The 15,042-nt window shown below is 64.7% G+C and carries 14 protein-coding genes; 10 read left to right on the top strand and 4 right to left on the bottom strand.

All coding sequences use genetic code 11. The features are described 5' to 3' along the window. Positions 1 to 48 precede the first annotated feature (48 nt). Positions 49 to 1,449, bottom strand: coding sequence for a GntP family permease (locus AC1MEM_RS15275; RefSeq protein ID WP_499471806.1), 1,401 nt, complete (start codon positions 1,447 to 1,449; stop codon positions 49 to 51). A 599-nt stretch (positions 1,450 to 2,048) separates the two neighbouring features. Here AC1MEM_RS15275 and AC1MEM_RS15270 point away from each other — a divergent pair. From AC1MEM_RS15270 to AC1MEM_RS15250, 5 genes are all read left to right on the top strand, one after another. Beyond that, positions 2,049 to 3,023: a tripartite tricarboxylate transporter substrate binding protein BugD gene (locus tag AC1MEM_RS15270; RefSeq protein ID WP_499471804.1), complete on the top strand. Its 975-nt coding sequence runs from the start codon at positions 2,049 to 2,051 to the stop codon at positions 3,021 to 3,023. A 136-nt stretch (positions 3,024 to 3,159) separates the two neighbouring features. Then, positions 3,160 to 3,621: a tripartite tricarboxylate transporter TctB family protein gene (locus tag AC1MEM_RS15265; RefSeq protein ID WP_499471802.1), complete on the top strand. Its 462-nt coding sequence runs from the start codon at positions 3,160 to 3,162 to the stop codon at positions 3,619 to 3,621. Between the two features lie 12 nt (positions 3,622 to 3,633). After that, positions 3,634 to 5,136 (top strand): tripartite tricarboxylate transporter permease, encoded by a 1,503-nt coding sequence (locus AC1MEM_RS15260; protein ID WP_499471800.1) that lies wholly within the window; start codon positions 3,634 to 3,636, stop codon positions 5,134 to 5,136. A 323-nt stretch (positions 5,137 to 5,459) separates the two neighbouring features. Next, complete coding sequence (locus AC1MEM_RS15255; RefSeq protein ID WP_499471798.1) at positions 5,460 to 6,569, top strand: porin; 1,110 nt, start codon at positions 5,460 to 5,462, stop codon at positions 6,567 to 6,569. 88 nt (positions 6,570 to 6,657) lie between these two features. Next, positions 6,658 to 7,116, top strand: a complete 459-nt coding sequence (locus tag AC1MEM_RS15250; protein WP_499471796.1) for a PaaI family thioesterase — start codon at positions 6,658 to 6,660, stop codon at positions 7,114 to 7,116. Between the two features lie 75 nt (positions 7,117 to 7,191). On the opposite strand, the gene AC1MEM_RS15245 is transcribed toward AC1MEM_RS15250, so the two are convergent. Further along, positions 7,192 to 8,019, bottom strand: a complete 828-nt coding sequence (locus AC1MEM_RS15245; RefSeq protein WP_499471794.1) for an IclR family transcriptional regulator — start codon at positions 8,017 to 8,019, stop codon at positions 7,192 to 7,194. 533 nt (positions 8,020 to 8,552) lie between these two features. Between AC1MEM_RS15245 and AC1MEM_RS15240 the strand changes: the two genes are divergently transcribed. The 5 genes from AC1MEM_RS15240 to AC1MEM_RS15220 are packed head-to-tail and all read left to right on the top strand — an operon-like array spanning position 8,553 to position 13,135. After that, a complete protein-coding gene (locus AC1MEM_RS15240; protein WP_499471792.1) occupies positions 8,553 to 9,416 on the top strand; it encodes a branched-chain amino acid ABC transporter permease in 864 nt (287 codons plus the stop codon). After that, complete coding sequence (locus AC1MEM_RS15235; protein ID WP_499471790.1) at positions 9,416 to 10,450, top strand: branched-chain amino acid ABC transporter permease; 1,035 nt, start codon at positions 9,416 to 9,418, stop codon at positions 10,448 to 10,450. Before AC1MEM_RS15240 ends, AC1MEM_RS15235 begins: the two co-directional genes overlap by 1 nt. Continuing rightward, positions 10,443 to 11,207: an ABC transporter ATP-binding protein gene (locus AC1MEM_RS15230; RefSeq protein ID WP_499471788.1), complete on the top strand. Its 765-nt coding sequence runs from the start codon at positions 10,443 to 10,445 to the stop codon at positions 11,205 to 11,207. The genes AC1MEM_RS15235 and AC1MEM_RS15230 overlap by 8 nt, the downstream gene beginning before the upstream one ends. Beyond that, positions 11,194 to 11,901 carry an ABC transporter ATP-binding protein gene (locus AC1MEM_RS15225; RefSeq protein ID WP_499471786.1) on the top strand — a complete coding sequence of 236 codons (708 nt, stop codon included), beginning with the start codon at positions 11,194 to 11,196 and terminating at the stop codon, positions 11,899 to 11,901. The genes AC1MEM_RS15230 and AC1MEM_RS15225 overlap by 14 nt, the downstream gene beginning before the upstream one ends. A 58-nt stretch (positions 11,902 to 11,959) precedes the next feature. Then, complete coding sequence (locus AC1MEM_RS15220; protein ID WP_499477656.1) at positions 11,960 to 13,135, top strand: ABC transporter substrate-binding protein; 1,176 nt, start codon at positions 11,960 to 11,962, stop codon at positions 13,133 to 13,135. A gap of 6 nt (positions 13,136 to 13,141) precedes the next feature. Here AC1MEM_RS15220 and AC1MEM_RS15215 read toward each other — a convergent pair whose 3' ends face one another. Both AC1MEM_RS15215 and AC1MEM_RS15210 read right to left on the bottom strand, forming a co-directional pair. Continuing rightward, entirely contained in the window at positions 13,142 to 13,534 is a 393-nt protein-coding gene (locus AC1MEM_RS15215) for a CzcE family metal-binding protein (RefSeq protein WP_499471785.1), read from the bottom strand. Positions 13,535 to 13,798: 264 nt separating this feature from the next. After that, a complete protein-coding gene (locus tag AC1MEM_RS15210; RefSeq protein ID WP_499471783.1) occupies positions 13,799 to 15,004 on the bottom strand; it encodes a CaiB/BaiF CoA transferase family protein in 1,206 nt (401 codons plus the stop codon). Positions 15,005 to 15,042: the final 38 nt, after the last annotated feature.

Genomic DNA, 15,042 nt, shown 5'->3' with positions numbered 1-15,042 from the left:
CGTCCGGCCCGGCGCGACGAGGGCGCGCTGCCCTCGCCCTCGTGCGGCTTACACCAGCCCAGTGAGGTAATACACGGCGATCACGAAGAACACGGCCAGCGTCTTGATGACGGTGACGGCGAAAATCTCGCGGTACGACTGCTTGTGGGTCAGGCCCGTGACGGCCAGCAGCGTGATGACGGCGCCGTTGTGCGGCAGCGTGTCCATGCCGCCGCTGGCCATGGCGACCACGCGGTGCAGGACTTCCAGCGGAATCTGCGCCGCCTGCGCGCCCTGGATGAACAGGTCCGACATGGCGGCCAGCGCAATGCTCATGCCGCCCGAGGCCGAACCGGTGATGCCGGCCAGCGAGCTGACCGACACGGCCGCGTTGACCAGCGGATCGGGAATGCTTCTCAGGGCGTTACCGACCACCATGAAGCCCGGCAGTGCGGCGATGACGCCGCCGAAACCGTATTCCGAGGCCGTGTTCATGGCGGCCAGCAGCGCGCCGCCGACGGCCGCTTTCGAGCCCGCCGCGAAGCGGTCCTTGATGCGGTTGAAGGCCGTCGCGACGACGAACAGGATGCCCAGCAGCAGCGCGCCCTGCACCGCCCAGATCGCGACCACGGTCTTGATGGACGTGGTCACCGGCGCTTTCAGGCCCGGCAGGATTTCGGGCGCGATCGTGAACGACGTGCCGTACCACTCGGGGATCATGCGGGTCAGCATGAAGTTGGCAACGCCGACGACGATCAGCGGCAGCAATGCCAGCAGAGGGTTCGGCAGCGAGGTGGAGTGAACGCGTTCCGGTTCGTTCTGCAGCGCGGTGCCATAGCCCTCGCCTTTCGCCATCGCGGCGCGGCGGCGCCATTCGAGATAGGCCAGGCCGACCACGATGATGAAGAGCGAACCGATCGTGCCGAGGATCGGCGCGGCCCATGAGGTGGTCTTGAAAAAGGTGGTCGGGATGATGTTCTGGATCTGCGGCGTGCCCGGCAGCGAATCCATGGTGAACGAAAACGCGCCCAGCGCCAGCGCACCCGGCATCAGGCGCTTCGGAATATTGCTTTGGCGATAGAGTTCGGCGGCGAACGGATACACCGCGAACACCACCACGAACAGCGACACGCCGCCATAGGTCAGCAGCGCGCAGACCGCGACGATGACGGCGTTCGCGCGCGAACGGCCGATGTAGCGCACGGCGGCGGCCACGATCGATTCGCTGAAGCCGGACAGCTCGATCAGTTTGCCGAAGACGGCGCCGAGCATGAAGACCGGGAAATAAAGCTTGACGAAGCCGACCATCTTTTCCATGAAGATGCCGGAAAAGACCGGCGCCACGGCCGAAGGGTCGGTCAACAGCACAGCGCCGAGGGCGGCGATCGGTGCAAACAGGATGACGCTGTAGCCGCGGTAGGCGGCAAACATCAGGAACGCCAGGGCGGCGAGAACAATCAGGAATGACACGGTGCTCCTCTTCTCTTTTATAGTCCGCCCGCGTCGCGGTCAGGCACATGCGGGCGGCGGTTTTTTTGCTATCTGCTACTGCGACGCACGGCGGCATGCCGCTACGTCGTGCGCTTGCGCCGGGCGCGCGAATGGCGGCCACGCAAGCGGCATGATTATTGGCGATCGTTGACGGATTTGAAATACGTAAAATTACCGTAGTAGCGCTGCACCCGATACGCCGCGCCCCTGGTGGCCAGGCCAGGTGCATTGGCCGGGCCAGCGGGCAGGAACGCAACACAGGGCGCCGCGGCAAGACCGCCTCCGGCTGCGACGCTACGACCACACCGGCCGGGCGAGCCCGGGAGACGCGCACGGCAGGCCGGTTTCGCGCCGGCTTTTGCACGGCGCGCTAATATGGATGAGCTTTTCGCCAACTGGCTATTGCGGTTTTCCCTTAGTTGCATTGCACACTATTTACTGGTACAACCATGCTGCGTAGATACCTGATCAACAACATCTCCAGTCACAACCCAAGCCCGCACACGACGGGCGGACCGGAACGATGCACCAGGTGGACGGCAGCACCACACCTATAAACAGAGACGAGGACGACATCCATGAAAATCACCCTGATGCGCGCCGCCGCATGCCTGGCCCTGTTCGGCAGCATGGCAGCGCATGCCGAGACCTACCCCACCAAGACGATCACGATGATCGTGCCGTTCGCCGCCGGCGGCCCGACCGACACGGTCGCGCGCCTGGTGGCGCAGTCGATGGGCAATAAGCTCAAGCAGCAGATCATCATCGAGAACGTCGGCGGCGCCGGCGGCACCATCGCCGCCACGCGCGTCTCCAAGGCGGCGCCGGACGGCTACACGCTGCTGCTGCACCACATCGGCCACTCGACCGCGCCTTCGCTCTACCGCAAGCTGCCGTACAACGCGATCGACAGCTTCGAGCCGGTCGGCCTGGTCACCGACGTGCCGATGACCATCGTCGCGCGCAAGGACTTCCCGGCCCGCGACTTCAAGGAATTCCTCACCTACATCAAGGCCAACAAGGATAAGGTCACCTACGCCAACGCCGGCGTCGGTTCGGCCTCGCACCTGTGCGGCATGCTGTTCATGACCGCGATCGGCACCGACCTCACCACCGTCCCGTACAAGGGCACCGGCCCGGCGATGAACGACCTGCTCGGCGGCCAGGTGGACTTCATGTGCGACCAGACCACCAACACCACCAGCCAGATCAAGAGCGGCAAGGTCAAGGTCTACGGCGTGACCACGAAGTCGCGCCTGCCGAACATGCCCGAGGTGCCGACCCTGAACGAAGCCGGCCTGCCGGGCTTCGAAGTCGCGGTCTGGCACGCCCTCTACGCGCCGAAAGGCACGCCGAAGCCGGTCATCGACACGCTCGCCAGCGCCCTGCAGACCGCGCTCAAGGATCCGAACGTCAAGCAGCGCTTCGCCGACCTCGGCACCGAACCGGTGCCTGAAGCCAAGGCCCATCCGGAAGCGCTGCGCGCCTACCTCAAATCCGAGATCGAGCGCTGGTCGCCGATCATCAAGAAAGCCGGCGTCTACGCCGACTGATCCACCGCCGCACTGACTGCGCGCCGGCGCCGGGATTGCTCCCGGGGCCGGCGCGCAGCTCCGCGCGGCGGGAGCCGTACGGCCACGGTGCCGCAAAGGCCGTGGTCAGTCATCAACAGCAATAAAGGAGCGCGTAGTGCCATCATTCATTCGCCATCCAAAGGATTTTTGGATCGGCATCATCTTTCTGTTCTTCGGCCTGGCCGCCATCATCATCGGCCTCGATTATCCGATGGGTTCGGCCGGCCGCATGGGCCCGGCGTATTTCCCGACCGTGCTCGGGGGCCTGCTGACCCTTGTCGGCGCGGTCGGCGTGATCCGTTCGCTCCTGCGTCCCGGCGAGCCGGTCGGCAAGTTCTACATCAGGGAGATCGTCCTGGTCCTGGTGGCCGTGCTCCTGTTCGGCCTGCTGATGCGCAACGCCGGCCTGGTGCCCGCCGTGCTGGTGCTGGTGCTGATGAGCGCCTATGCCAGTCCTAAATTCACCTGGGGCGCCTCGCTGCTGCTGGCCATTGGCCTGGCGGTGTTCGCGGTCGTCGTGTTCGTCAAGCTGCTTGGCTTGCCGATGCCTATCCTCGGCCCGTGGCTCGGTTTTTAAGAAGAAGACATCATGGATACCCTGCACAACCTCATGCTCGGCCTCGAAACGGCCCTCACCCTCACCAACCTGTTCTACTGCCTGATCGGCGTCTTCGTCGGCACCGCCGTCGGCGTGCTGCCGGGCCTCGGCCCGGTTGCCACCATCGCCATGCTGCTGCCGGCCACCTTCGGCCTGCCGCCGGTCTCGGCGCTCATCATGCTGGCCGGTATTTATTACGGCGCCCAGTACGGGGGCTCGACCACCGCCATCCTGGTCAACCTGCCGGGAGAATCATCCTCGGTGGTGACAGCCATCGACGGCTACCAGATGGCGCGCCAGGGGCATGCAGGCAAGGCGCTCGCCACCGCGGCGCTCGGCTCGTTCTTCGCCGGCACCGTCGCCACCGTCCTGCTGGCCCTGTTCGCGCCGCCGCTGGCCGAGCTGGCTCTGAAATTCGGCCCCGCCGAATATTTCTCGCTGATGGTGCTCGGCCTCGTCGCTTCGGTCGTGCTGGCCAGCGGCTCGCTGCTCAACGCGATCGGCATGGTGATCCTGGGCCTCTTGATGGGCCTGATCGGCACCGACGTCAACTCGGGCGCCGCGCGCTACACCTTCGACCTGCCTGAACTGGCCGACGGCGTCAACTTCGTGATCGTCGCGATGGGCATGTTCGGCATCGGCGAAATCATCCGCAACCTCGAGCACGACGAGTCGCGCACCCTGATGATGAAGAAGGTCTCGGGCCTGATGCTGACCAAGGAAGACTTCAAGCGCATCGCCGCCCCGGTCCTGCGCGGTACTTTCATCGGTTCGGCCCTCGGCATCCTGCCAGGCGGTGGCGCCATGCTGGCCTCGTTCGCGTCCTACTCGATCGAGAAGAAGGTCTCGAAGAACTCGGCCAACTTCGGCAAGGGTGCGATCGAAGGCGTGGCGGCGCCGGAAGCGGCGAACAACGCCGGCGCCCAGACCTCGTTCATCCCGATGCTGACCCTGGGCATTCCGTCGAACCCGGTGATGGCGCTGATGATCGGCGCGATGATCATCCAGGGCATCCAGCCAGGTCCGGCCGTGATGACCGAGCAGCCTGCGCTGTTCTGGGGCCTGATCGTCTCGATGTGGATCGGTAACCTGTTCCTGGTCGTGCTGAACCTGCCGATGATCGGCCTCTGGGTCAAGATGATCATGGTGCCTTACCACCGCCTGTACCCGGCCATCCTGATGTTCTGCGCGATCGGTGTGTTCAGCCTGAACAACAACGAGTTCGACGTCTACCTCATGGCACTGTTCGGCCTGTTCGGCTACATCTGCGCCAAGCTGGGTGCGGAACCGGCGCCGATGCTGCTCGGCTTCATCATCGGCCCGATGATGGAAGAGTACCTGCGCCGCGCGCTGCTGCTCTCGCACAGCGACCCGCTGGTGTTCGTCCAGCGTCCGATCAGCGCCACCATGCTGGCCCTGGCCGCCGCCGCGATGATCGTCGTACTGCTGCCTTCGCTGCGCGCGAAGCGCGAAGAAGCCTTCCAGGAAGACTGACCCAGTCCACTGACCGCTGCACCCCCCCGGCATGCATATGCCGGGGGCGCTTCTCCCCCAGCCGCAGCTCCCCGCTGCGGCGCTTCCGGACCTTCTTGTCCACATCTCTCTTGCATCTTTCCTATCTGAACAACACTTCCTGTGCGAAAGTGCACAAAGGCATCGCAACTGCCACGAAGTCGTTGACAATATTGACTCAAGAAAATACAGTTTCAGAATAGATGGCACAGTTCCACCAAGAGAAACGCCGCCGCTATACCGCTGTATCGCGATCCGGCCTCGTCGGGGCCGGAGCACCTCGAAAACCAGGAGACCGCATTAAAATGAAGAAGACCATCCTTGCAATGGCCGTGCTTGCTGCTTGCATGTCGACCGCGTCCGCCCAGACCAGCGTCACCATCTACGGCATCGTCGATGCCGGCCTCAGCCACGTTACCAATGACGGCCCGGTCGGCGACCGTACCTCGGTCGACGCAGGCCTGATGCAGACTTCCCGCTGGGGCTTCAAGGGCGTCGAAGACCTGGGCGGCGGCCTGAAGGCCCGTTTCGGCCTCGAGGGCACCCTGTCGAACGACGTCGGCACCGCCGGCGTCAACACCGGCACCCCGGCCACGACCGCCATGTTCGACCGTGAAGCAACCGTCGGCATCGGCGGCGCCTTCGGCTCGATCGACATCGGCCGCCAGAACATCCTGGGTATCGGCTCGGTCGGCCTGGCCGACCCGATGGGCCTGGCCTTCGCGGCGACCAGCCCGAACGTGCTGTTCGGCGCGCTGAACTTCGGCGCCGTCTACGGCGGCTTCGGCACCAACGGCGCCGGCAACAGCGCCCTGCGGCAGTCGAATTCGATCAAGTATGTCTCGCCGACCTTCTCGGGCGCCGGCTTCGCGCTGATGCGTGCTTTCGGCGAACAGGCCGACGGCATCCAGAAGGGCTCCTACCAGGGCGCTTCGGTGTTCTACAACGCGGGTCCGTTCGGCGTCGCCGGCGCCTACGCGCGCATGAAGAACAACCTCAACACCGACAAGCTGACCTCCTACGGCATCGGCCTGAAGTACACCCTGCCGATGGCCGTCCTCAAGGGCACCTACATCGCCAACGAAGTCGACAGCACGAACCGCAAGATCGCCGTGCTCGGCGTCGGTGTCGACGTTCCGGTCGGACCAGCCATCACCCTGACCGGCGCGTTCTACAACACCCGCCGCACCGGCGACCTGCGCGACGATTCGCAGCAGTACCACGCGATCGCCCGTTACGCGCTGAGCAAGCGCTCGACCCTGTACGCCGCGTACAGCCATGCCGCTACCGACTCCGTCATCGTCGCAACGGCCGCCGCCGGCGCGCCGCAGGCCATCAACCTGGCGCAGGGCATCGTTGCCGTCGGCAGCGATTCGGCAAACCGCTTCAGCGCAGGCGTGATGCACATGTTCTGATGCATAATGGCTGCTTGAACAGAGCTGGTTGAATCACCGCGGCGGCCCCTGGGTCGCCGCGTTCTTTTATGAACACAGGTTTTTGAACATGACACCACAAGACGACGACGGCAGCTTCGTGCCGGAAGGATTCGAGCGCCTCAAGCGGGGCGGCCCCTACATGGCGAGCCTCGGCCCCATGTATCTACGGCGCGAGCCCGGCAAGATCCTGATCGCGATGCGCATGGGCGACCGTCACGCCAACATGCGCGGCATCGTCCACGGCGGCATGCTGGCCAGCCTGGCCGACTCCAGCCTCGGCCTGGGCCTCGCGCTGTCCTGCGAGCACCGCCACTCGTTCGTGACCGTCAGCCTGAGTACCGATTTCATCGGCGCGGCGCGTCCGGGCGACTGGGTCGAAGCGCACGTGAACATCGCGCGCATCGGCTCGCGCGTGGCGTTTGCCGATTGCGAAATGATGGTGGACAACAAGCGCATCCTGCGCGCGAGCGGGGTGTTTGCGGTGATGAAGGCGCTGACGGCGGCGCAGCTGGACGCGGGTTATTGAATTTCTGGTTGAACGCGTGGGCGGCGGAGCCGCCCACGCTACGAGTCATGGCCGGCCAAGTTTCAACAGCCTGGATCAGGACTCCAGCCGCGCCGCGATCTCGATCAGGCGCGGCCGCACCTCCTCGAGCAGGAACTCCTTCGAGACGCTCGACGACGGCCCGCCGCAGTTGATCGACATGAGCTGGTTGCCGCCGATCGGCAGGAATCCCACCGCGATGCCGTTGACATCCTTCTGCCACTCGCCGAACGAGGTCGTGCAGCCGTACTGCGCATAATCCCGCTGGCCGCGTTCGATGGCTTCCAGCACCGCCTTGTAGGCCATCTCGTCGATTTCCTGGTAGCGCGCCAGGATGTCTTTCCGCTCCTGCTCGCTGGCCTTGACCAGCCACGCGCGGCCGATGGCCGATACCGCGAGCGGCATCCGCGAGCCCACCTGCAGCGCCAGGGCCAGGGCCGCCGTGCTGCGGCAGACCTCGATATAAATCATCGACAGCCGGTCGCGTACCGCGATCGAGACCGTGGTGCCGGAAAATTGGGCCAGCTCCTGCATCATGGGCCGCGCCAGCTGGCGGATGTCGAGCCGCGCGAGCATCGCGCTGCCCAGGCCCAGCGTCGCCGTGCCCAGCACATAGCGCCCGCCCGTGTCCTGCACCAGGTAGCCGAGGCGCGTGAGCGTATAGGTGAAGCGGGTGACGGTGGATTTCGGCAGGCCGCAGCGTTCGGCGATCTGCTGGTTGGTCAGCCCCTTGTCCGCCGAGCGGAAGCAGCTCAGTACTTCCAGCCCGCGCGCCAGCGCGGTGATGAAATAGCGCTCCTCGTTCTTGCGCGCGCCATCGGTGGCCTCGCCGGCGGGGCCAGTCTCGAACTGCTCGCCGGTGCTGTTGGTGCTGCTCTGCTCCATGGATGGACCCCAGTCTGGACGGTGGGAATACGAGGCGGCCGCCAGCGCAAAATGACTATGCCGGACGGGCGAGGCATGGCACACTGGCTGGGCTGTTTTGTTCGCTGCAGAGCGACCCGTCCCTCCAGGCACCGCGCGCCGCTTGCGGGTTCGCGAACAAACCATTGCTACTCAACTAAAAGTATCGTATCCTTTTTTTGTTCCATTTTACACCCTGTAGTTTCGCGTAGCAAAACCAAATCGCTGAAGTCATCGGGTACGCATACCGCGCACCCACTCCGAGGAGCGGCATGTTCACAAAGCATGTGTTGGCGAATACGAAGGCAGTGCAGGCCGCGCGCGGTCCCGCATGCGGCGCCATCCCCTCTTCCCTAACCCTTCCCAAGCCGGACTCGACGGCATGCGCACGCATGAAGCGCGTGCTTGCCGCGGCGCCCGCCCGTTCCAGGCCACGAGGTGCGCCCATGCAGTAATCGCCCCACGCCGGCAGCATCCAAATCAAAAACGATCACACCAATAATGGAGACACGATTTTGGAGCTTTTCCTGCAACAAGTCCTCAACGGGCTGACCCTTGGAGGGGTCTACAGCCTGGTCGCACTCGGGCTCACGCTCGTCTACGGCATCCTGCACGTGCCGAATTTCGCGCATGGCGCCTTCTACATGGCGGGTGCCTATTCGGCCTTCTTCATCATGACCAAACTCGGCCTGAACTACTGGTGGGGCATGCTGGGCGCGGCCGCCGTGGTTGCCCTGATCTCGGTGCTGTCCGAACGGCTGGTGTTCCACCCGCTGCGTAAAGCGCCCTACCTGCACCACATGATCGCCTCGATCGGCATCCTGCTGTTCCTCGAAGCGGGCGCGCAGGCGATCTGGGGCGCGGACTTCCACCGCATGGAAACGCCCTACACCCAGCTGCTCGAATTCGGCGGCCTGACCCTGCCCGCCCAGCGCCTGCTGATCATCGGCGCGGCCTTCCTGCTGGTCGCGTTATTGCAGCTGTTCCTGAAAAAGACCATCACCGGCGCCACCATCGTCGCCATGGCGCAGAACCGCGAGGGCGCGGCCCTGGTCGGCATCGACGCCAACCGGGTCGCCATGCTCACCTTCGCCATTGCCGGCGCGCTGGCCGGCATGGCCGCGGTGTTGTACGCGCCGATCAACCTGGTCTACACCTCGATGGGCAACCTGGTGATTACCAAGGCCTTCGTCATCATCGTGCTGGGCGGGATGGGCAGCGTGCCGGGTGCGATCGTGGGCGGCCTGATCATCGGCTTTGCCGAATCCTTCGGCGCCTTCTACATCTCGACCGACTACAAGGACATCATCGCCTTTGCCTTGCTGGTGCTGATTTTGTCGGTGCGTCCGCAGGGCCTGTTCGCGAAGGGAGCGACCTGATGAAATTCTTTAACTCCACCACCGGCTGGCTGCTCCTGCTGGCCCTCGCCCTGGCCTTTCCCTTCCTGGCCGGGAACGACTACCACCTGACCGTGATGTCGACCGCGTATATCTTCGCGATCGCCACGATCGGCCTGAACCTGATCACCGGCTATACCGGCCAGTACAACCTGGCGCACAGCGGCTTCATGGCCGTCGGCGCCTACACGGTCGGCATCCTGACGGTCGATCATCACGTGCCGTTCTGGATCGCCTTCGTGCTGGCCGGCGTGGTCGCAGCCGGCATCGGCTTTTTCGTCGGCCTGGTCTCGCTGCGCCTGAAAACCCACTTCTTCTCGATCTTCACCCTGTGCGTCGGCTACATCATGTACCTCGTGATCGAGAAGTGGGAAAGCCTGACCCACGGCACGGTCGGCATCATCGGCATCCCGGCGCCGCCCAACATCGGCAGCATCGATTTCACCGAGCCGCGCCCGCAGTACTACCTGGTGCTGTTCTTCCTGGTGCTGAGCCTGTGGACCATGCACCGCATCGTGCGCTCGCTGCTGGGACGCACCTTCATGGCGATCCGCAACGGCGACGACCTGGCCCAGGCGCTCGGCATCAACCTGATGCGCAACAAGCTGCTGGCCTTCATGCTGTCGGTGTTCTTCGCCGGCCTCTCGGGCGGCCTGTATGCGGGCTTCGTGCGCTTCATCGGGCCCGGCGTGGCCAGCGTCGAGCACACCTTCGACATGACGATGTACATGCTCATCGGCGGCATCGGCACCCTGCTCGGCCCTCTGCTCGGCGCCATCGGCGTGCCCTGGCTGACCCAGTATTTGCAGGTGCTGCAGGACTTCCGCTTCGTCGTCTTCGGCCCGCTGCTGGTGATCCTGGTGATCTTCCTGCCCTACGGGATCGTCGGCACCTGCATGAACCGCAAGCGCCGCAACGAGGCGATGCGGGAAGCGCTGGCTGCGCAGGCAGCAGCGCCGGCGGCCCCGCGCGATGTGCCGTCGATCCCCACCGCGAAAGGAGCCACCCATGCTTGAAATCGAGTCGCTCACCAAGCGCTTCGGCGGCCTGGCGGCCGTCAACGACGTCAGCGTGCGGTTCGCGCGCGGCACGATCAACGCCATCATCGGCCCGAACGGCGCGGGCAAGACCACCTTCTTCAACCTGGTCAGCGGCGCGATCGCACCGACGACGGGAAAGGTGGTATTCGACGGCCGCGACGTGACCGGCCTGCGTGCCGACCAGGTGGCGCGGCTCGGCATGGCGCGCACCTTCCAGAGCACCACCCTGTTCGATACCGCCACCGTGCTGGATAACCTGATCGTCGGCCACCGCCTGCGCACGAAGTCCTCGCTGCTCGACGTCGTGCTGGGGACGAAGCGCTTGAAGGACGAAGAACGGATCTGCCGCGAAAAGGCGCGCGCCGCGCTCGATTTCGTGGGCCTCGGCCACGTCGAAAACCGCATCGCCGGCGACATCTCGCAGGAGGAAAGAAAGCGCGTCGCCTTTGCCCTGGCGCTGTCGACCGATCCGACCCTGCTGCTGCTGGACGAACCGGCGGGCGGCGTGAATCCCGAAGAGACCGTGGGCCTGGCAAACCTGATCCGGAAGATGGCGGCCAGCGGGCTCACCGTCTGCCTGATCGAACACAAGATGGACATGATCATGAACCTCGCCGACAAGATCCTGGTGCTGAACTATGGCGAAAAGATCGCCGAAGGCACGCCCGCCGAGATCCGCGCCAACCCGGTCGTGATCGAAGCCTACCTGGGGAGCGAACATGCTGCGGCTTGACAAGGTCTCCCTGTCCTACGGCAGCTTCCGCGCCCTGCACGAGGTCTCGATCCATGCGGATGAAGGCGAACTGGTCGTGCTGCTCGGCTCGAACGGCGCCGGCAAAAGCTCGATCTTCCTCACCATGAGCGGGCTGCAGAAAGCCAGCACGGGCAGCATCCGCTTCGGCAACCACGAGCTGGTGGGCCGCAAGCCCTCGCAGATCGTGGCCGATGGCCTGGTGCACTGCCCGGAAGGACGCAAGCTGTTTCCCGGCATGTCGGTGCTGAAGAACCTGACGCTGGGCGCCTATGTGCACCGGCGCGACGCAAAAGGAACGGCGAAGACACTCGAGGAAGTGTTCGAACTGTTCCCGATCCTGTTTGAAAAAAAGGACCAGCCGGCCGGGTCGCTCAGTGGCGGCCAGCAGCAGATGGTGGCGATCGGCCGCGCGCTGATGGGCCGGCCGAAGGCGCTGCTGCTGGACGAACCCTCGCTGGGCCTGGCGCCGCTGGTGGTCAAGCAGATGTTCGAGGTGATCGCGCGCATCAACAAGGCGGGCACCACGGTGCTGCTGGCCGAGCAGAACGCGTATGCGGCGCTGAACATCGCCAGCCGGGCCTATGTGATCGAACAGGGCCGCATCGTGATGGAAGGCGGACGCGAGGAATTGCTGAACAATGCGCAAGTGCGCAAGGCGTATATCGGGGCGTAGACCCCAACCCACCGAGTAGCACCCACAACAAGTAAATCAGGAGACCGCAAAAATGAAATTGCAAACCAAATTGTCCCGCCGTACCGTGCTGGCCGTGGCCGCGGCCACCCTTGCTTTTGCCGCCGGCGGCGTGCAGGCGCAGGAAGTCATCAAGATCGGCTTTTCCGGCCCCCTGAGCGGCGGCGCAGCCCTCTACGGCAAGAACGTCTTGAGCGGCATGGAAATGGCGGCGGCGGAAATCAATGCCAAGCCGCTCAGCATCGGCGGCAAGAATTACAAGGTCGAGATCGTCGCCCTGGACGACAAGTACAACCCGGCCGAGACCGGCATCAACGTGCAGCGCTTGGTGCAGCAGCACAAGACGGCCGCCGTCCTCGTGCCGCACTCGGGCGGCATCTTCGCGGTGCAGGCCTTCAACGAAAAAGCGAACCTGCTGCTGCTGGCCTATACCAGCCTGCCGCAGGTCACCGAGCGCGGCAACAAGCTGACGATCCGCATCCCGCCTGATTTCACCGGCTACATCGCGCCGTTCACCAAGGCCATGATGGCGAAGCACGGCAAGAACGTGGCCATGCTGCAGGCCGACCACGACTACGCCAAGGCCTGGGCAGCGATGTTCAAGCCGGCCTGGGAAGGCGCCGGCGGCAAGGTGGTGTCGGAAAACCCGATGTCCTACAACAAGGCCACCGATTTCTACAGCGGCGTCAGCCGTGCGATGCAGTCGAAACCGGACGTCATGTTCATTGGCGGCGCCTCCGAGCCGACCGCACTGGTGGCCAAGCAGGCGCGCGAACTGGGCTTCAAGGGCGGCTTCATCATCCTCGACCAGGCCAAGATCGACGAAATGGCCAAGGTAGTCGGGGGCCTGGCACCGCTGGAAGGTTCGATCGGCGTGATGCCGCTGGCAAACGACGACCGTCCGGAAGCGGTCGCCTTCACCCAGCGCTATCGCAAGCTGAACCCGGGCAAGGATCCGAGCACCGAGATCAGCCTGAACTACACGGCCGTGCACGCGACCATCAATGCCATGAAGCTGGCCGGCACCACGACCGACGCCACGGCGATCCGCGCCAAGATGGAAAAGGCGTTCACCTCCCTGCCGCCGGAATACAATCCGAACGACATCGACGGCCTGGACAGCAAGGGCGGTACCATCGCCAATGTCATCCTGGGCACGGTCGAGGGCGGCAAGATCAAGGGCCAGTTCCTGCGCGCCATGAACGCCGGCAAGTAATTACACTCAGCGTGCCATTACCGGCGCGGCCATGCCGCGCTGGTAGTCGCTGTGGTTGAAGTCGGCGTGTTCCGAGTAGCGCGGATCGGGCGCGATGTAGACAAGGACGTCCCGGCCCAGGGCGCCGGCCGGCGCTACCTGGTTCAGGCTGAACACCTGGACAATCGGGCTGGTGTCGAAGGACCAGCCGAATTCCTGGCCGCCCGACTGGAAGCGCACGACATCGCCGCCGGTGACGTTGATGTAGTGGACGCCGGGTGTGAGTGTGACGGTACGGTTGGCTGCCGCCGGCGGAACCGGGGTGCCGAGCAGGTCGGCGCGCGGGGGGACCGCGGTGGCCGACATGCAGGCCGTCAGCATCGTGAGGATGACGGCTGGGACAAGCGGACGTGATGACATGATACGCTCCAAGAACGGAAGAATCTCCATTCAATCTAGCTCTTGGATCGCGGAATTGAAGCGCGACAGGGACAAATAATTTCGGGTGTTGGTGGCGGGCACGGAGACGCCGACCATGAAGATCACGCGGAACGATGCGCTGACGCGGCTCTATTCCAACCGCCGACAGTTGTGCAGGGTGTGCGGGGCCAAATGCGTCAACGCGGTGCATGCGTCCGCGTGGGCACCGGGTGCCCACCCTACGGTGCACGACGGCAAACTCGCTTACACCACGCCGCGTTCCTTCAAGCCCTTCAAGGTATCTTCCGACAAGCCCAGCAAGTCCGCCAGCACTTGATTCGTCCCCTCCCCCAGCGTCGGCGGCGCACTGCGCACCGGCAAGCGTTCGCCATCGAAACGATAAGGCGAAGCCATCACGTCGACAGTACCCGCCACTGGATGCGGCATCTTGTTGACCAGCCCGGCCTCAGTTGCGCGCTGCGAGGTCATCGCCTCGTATAACCCCGCCACCTCGCCGCAGGGAATGCCGACCTTGCTCATCCGCTCCAGCAGCTCCTTGCGCTTGCGCCCCGCCACCGCCTGGCGCAGCTGCGGCACCAGTTCCTCGCGGTGGATGGTGCGGTTCAGGTTGGTCTTGAAGCGCTCGTCCGCCGCCAGGTCCGGCCGTTCAATGACCTCGGTGCAGAAACGCAGGTACTGGCTGTTATTGCCGACTGCGATCACCAGCGGACCGTCTTCGGCCTCGTACACGCCATACGGCATGATCGACGGGTGGGCGTTGCCGTAGCGCGGAGGATCGTTGCCGCGCAAGAGTGCTTCGAGGCCATAGTAAGCGGTGATCATCAGGCCGCAGTCGAACAGGGCCATGCCGATGTGGCGGCCAAGGCCCGTCTTTTCGCGGTCGTACAGCGCGGCCAGCACGCCTTGCGCCGCATACATGCCGGTCATCATGTCGACCGCGGCGACGCCGAATTTCAGCGGCGGCTGGGTCGGCTCGCCGTTCAGGGCCATCAGGCCGGCCTCGCCCTGGATCACGAGGTCGTAGCCGGGACGCGCCGCTTCCGGCCCGGTGCGGTCGTAACCGGTGATCGAGCAGTAGATCAGGCCCGGCTGCTCTTCCTTCATCTGCTCGTAGCCCAGGCCCAGGCGCTCGATGTCGCCGAACTTGAAGTTCTGGATCACGACATCGCTCTTGCGAATGAGGTCGCGCGCGATCTGCTGGCCTTCCGGGGTTTTCAGGTCGAGGCAGACCGAGCGCTTGTTGCGGTTGACGCTGTTGAAATAGGCCGTCTCGGTGGCGCCCACGCGCATGCCCCAGTCGCGCGTGTCGTCGCCGCGTACCGGGTGCTCGACCTTGATCACTTCGGCGCCGAGGTCGCCCAGCACCATGGCGCACCAGGGACCGGCCAGCACCCGCGACAGGTCGAGGACGCGTACACCGGCCAGCGGCAGGGAGGATTTTGTTGTCACGTTCAGTCTCCGTTCTACGCCCGGCGCCTTGGCGCCCG

The sequence above is a fragment of the Telluria sp. AIW5 genome, assembly GCF_056680575.1.
This window is presented reverse-complemented; position numbering and strand designations above follow the sequence as displayed.

Coding starts and splice junctions, on each gene's coding strand:
- AC1MEM_RS15235 (WP_499471790.1), top strand. CDS start 9,416: ATGAAATTCTTTAACTCCACCACCGGCTGGCTGCTCCTGCTGGCCCTC.
- AC1MEM_RS15215 (WP_499471785.1), bottom strand. CDS start 13,534: ATGTCATCACGTCCGCTTGTCCCAGCCGTCATCCTCACGATGCTGACG.
- AC1MEM_RS15255 (WP_499471798.1), top strand. CDS start 5,460: ATGAAGAAGACCATCCTTGCAATGGCCGTGCTTGCTGCTTGCATGTCG.
- AC1MEM_RS15270 (WP_499471804.1), top strand. CDS start 2,049: ATGAAAATCACCCTGATGCGCGCCGCCGCATGCCTGGCCCTGTTCGGC.
- AC1MEM_RS15225 (WP_499471786.1), top strand. CDS start 11,194: ATGCTGCGGCTTGACAAGGTCTCCCTGTCCTACGGCAGCTTCCGCGCC.
- AC1MEM_RS15230 (WP_499471788.1), top strand. CDS start 10,443: ATGCTTGAAATCGAGTCGCTCACCAAGCGCTTCGGCGGCCTGGCGGCC.
- AC1MEM_RS15260 (WP_499471800.1), top strand. CDS start 3,634: ATGGATACCCTGCACAACCTCATGCTCGGCCTCGAAACGGCCCTCACC.
- AC1MEM_RS15250 (WP_499471796.1), top strand. CDS start 6,658: ATGACACCACAAGACGACGACGGCAGCTTCGTGCCGGAAGGATTCGAG.
- AC1MEM_RS15245 (WP_499471794.1), bottom strand. CDS start 8,019: ATGGAGCAGAGCAGCACCAACAGCACCGGCGAGCAGTTCGAGACTGGC.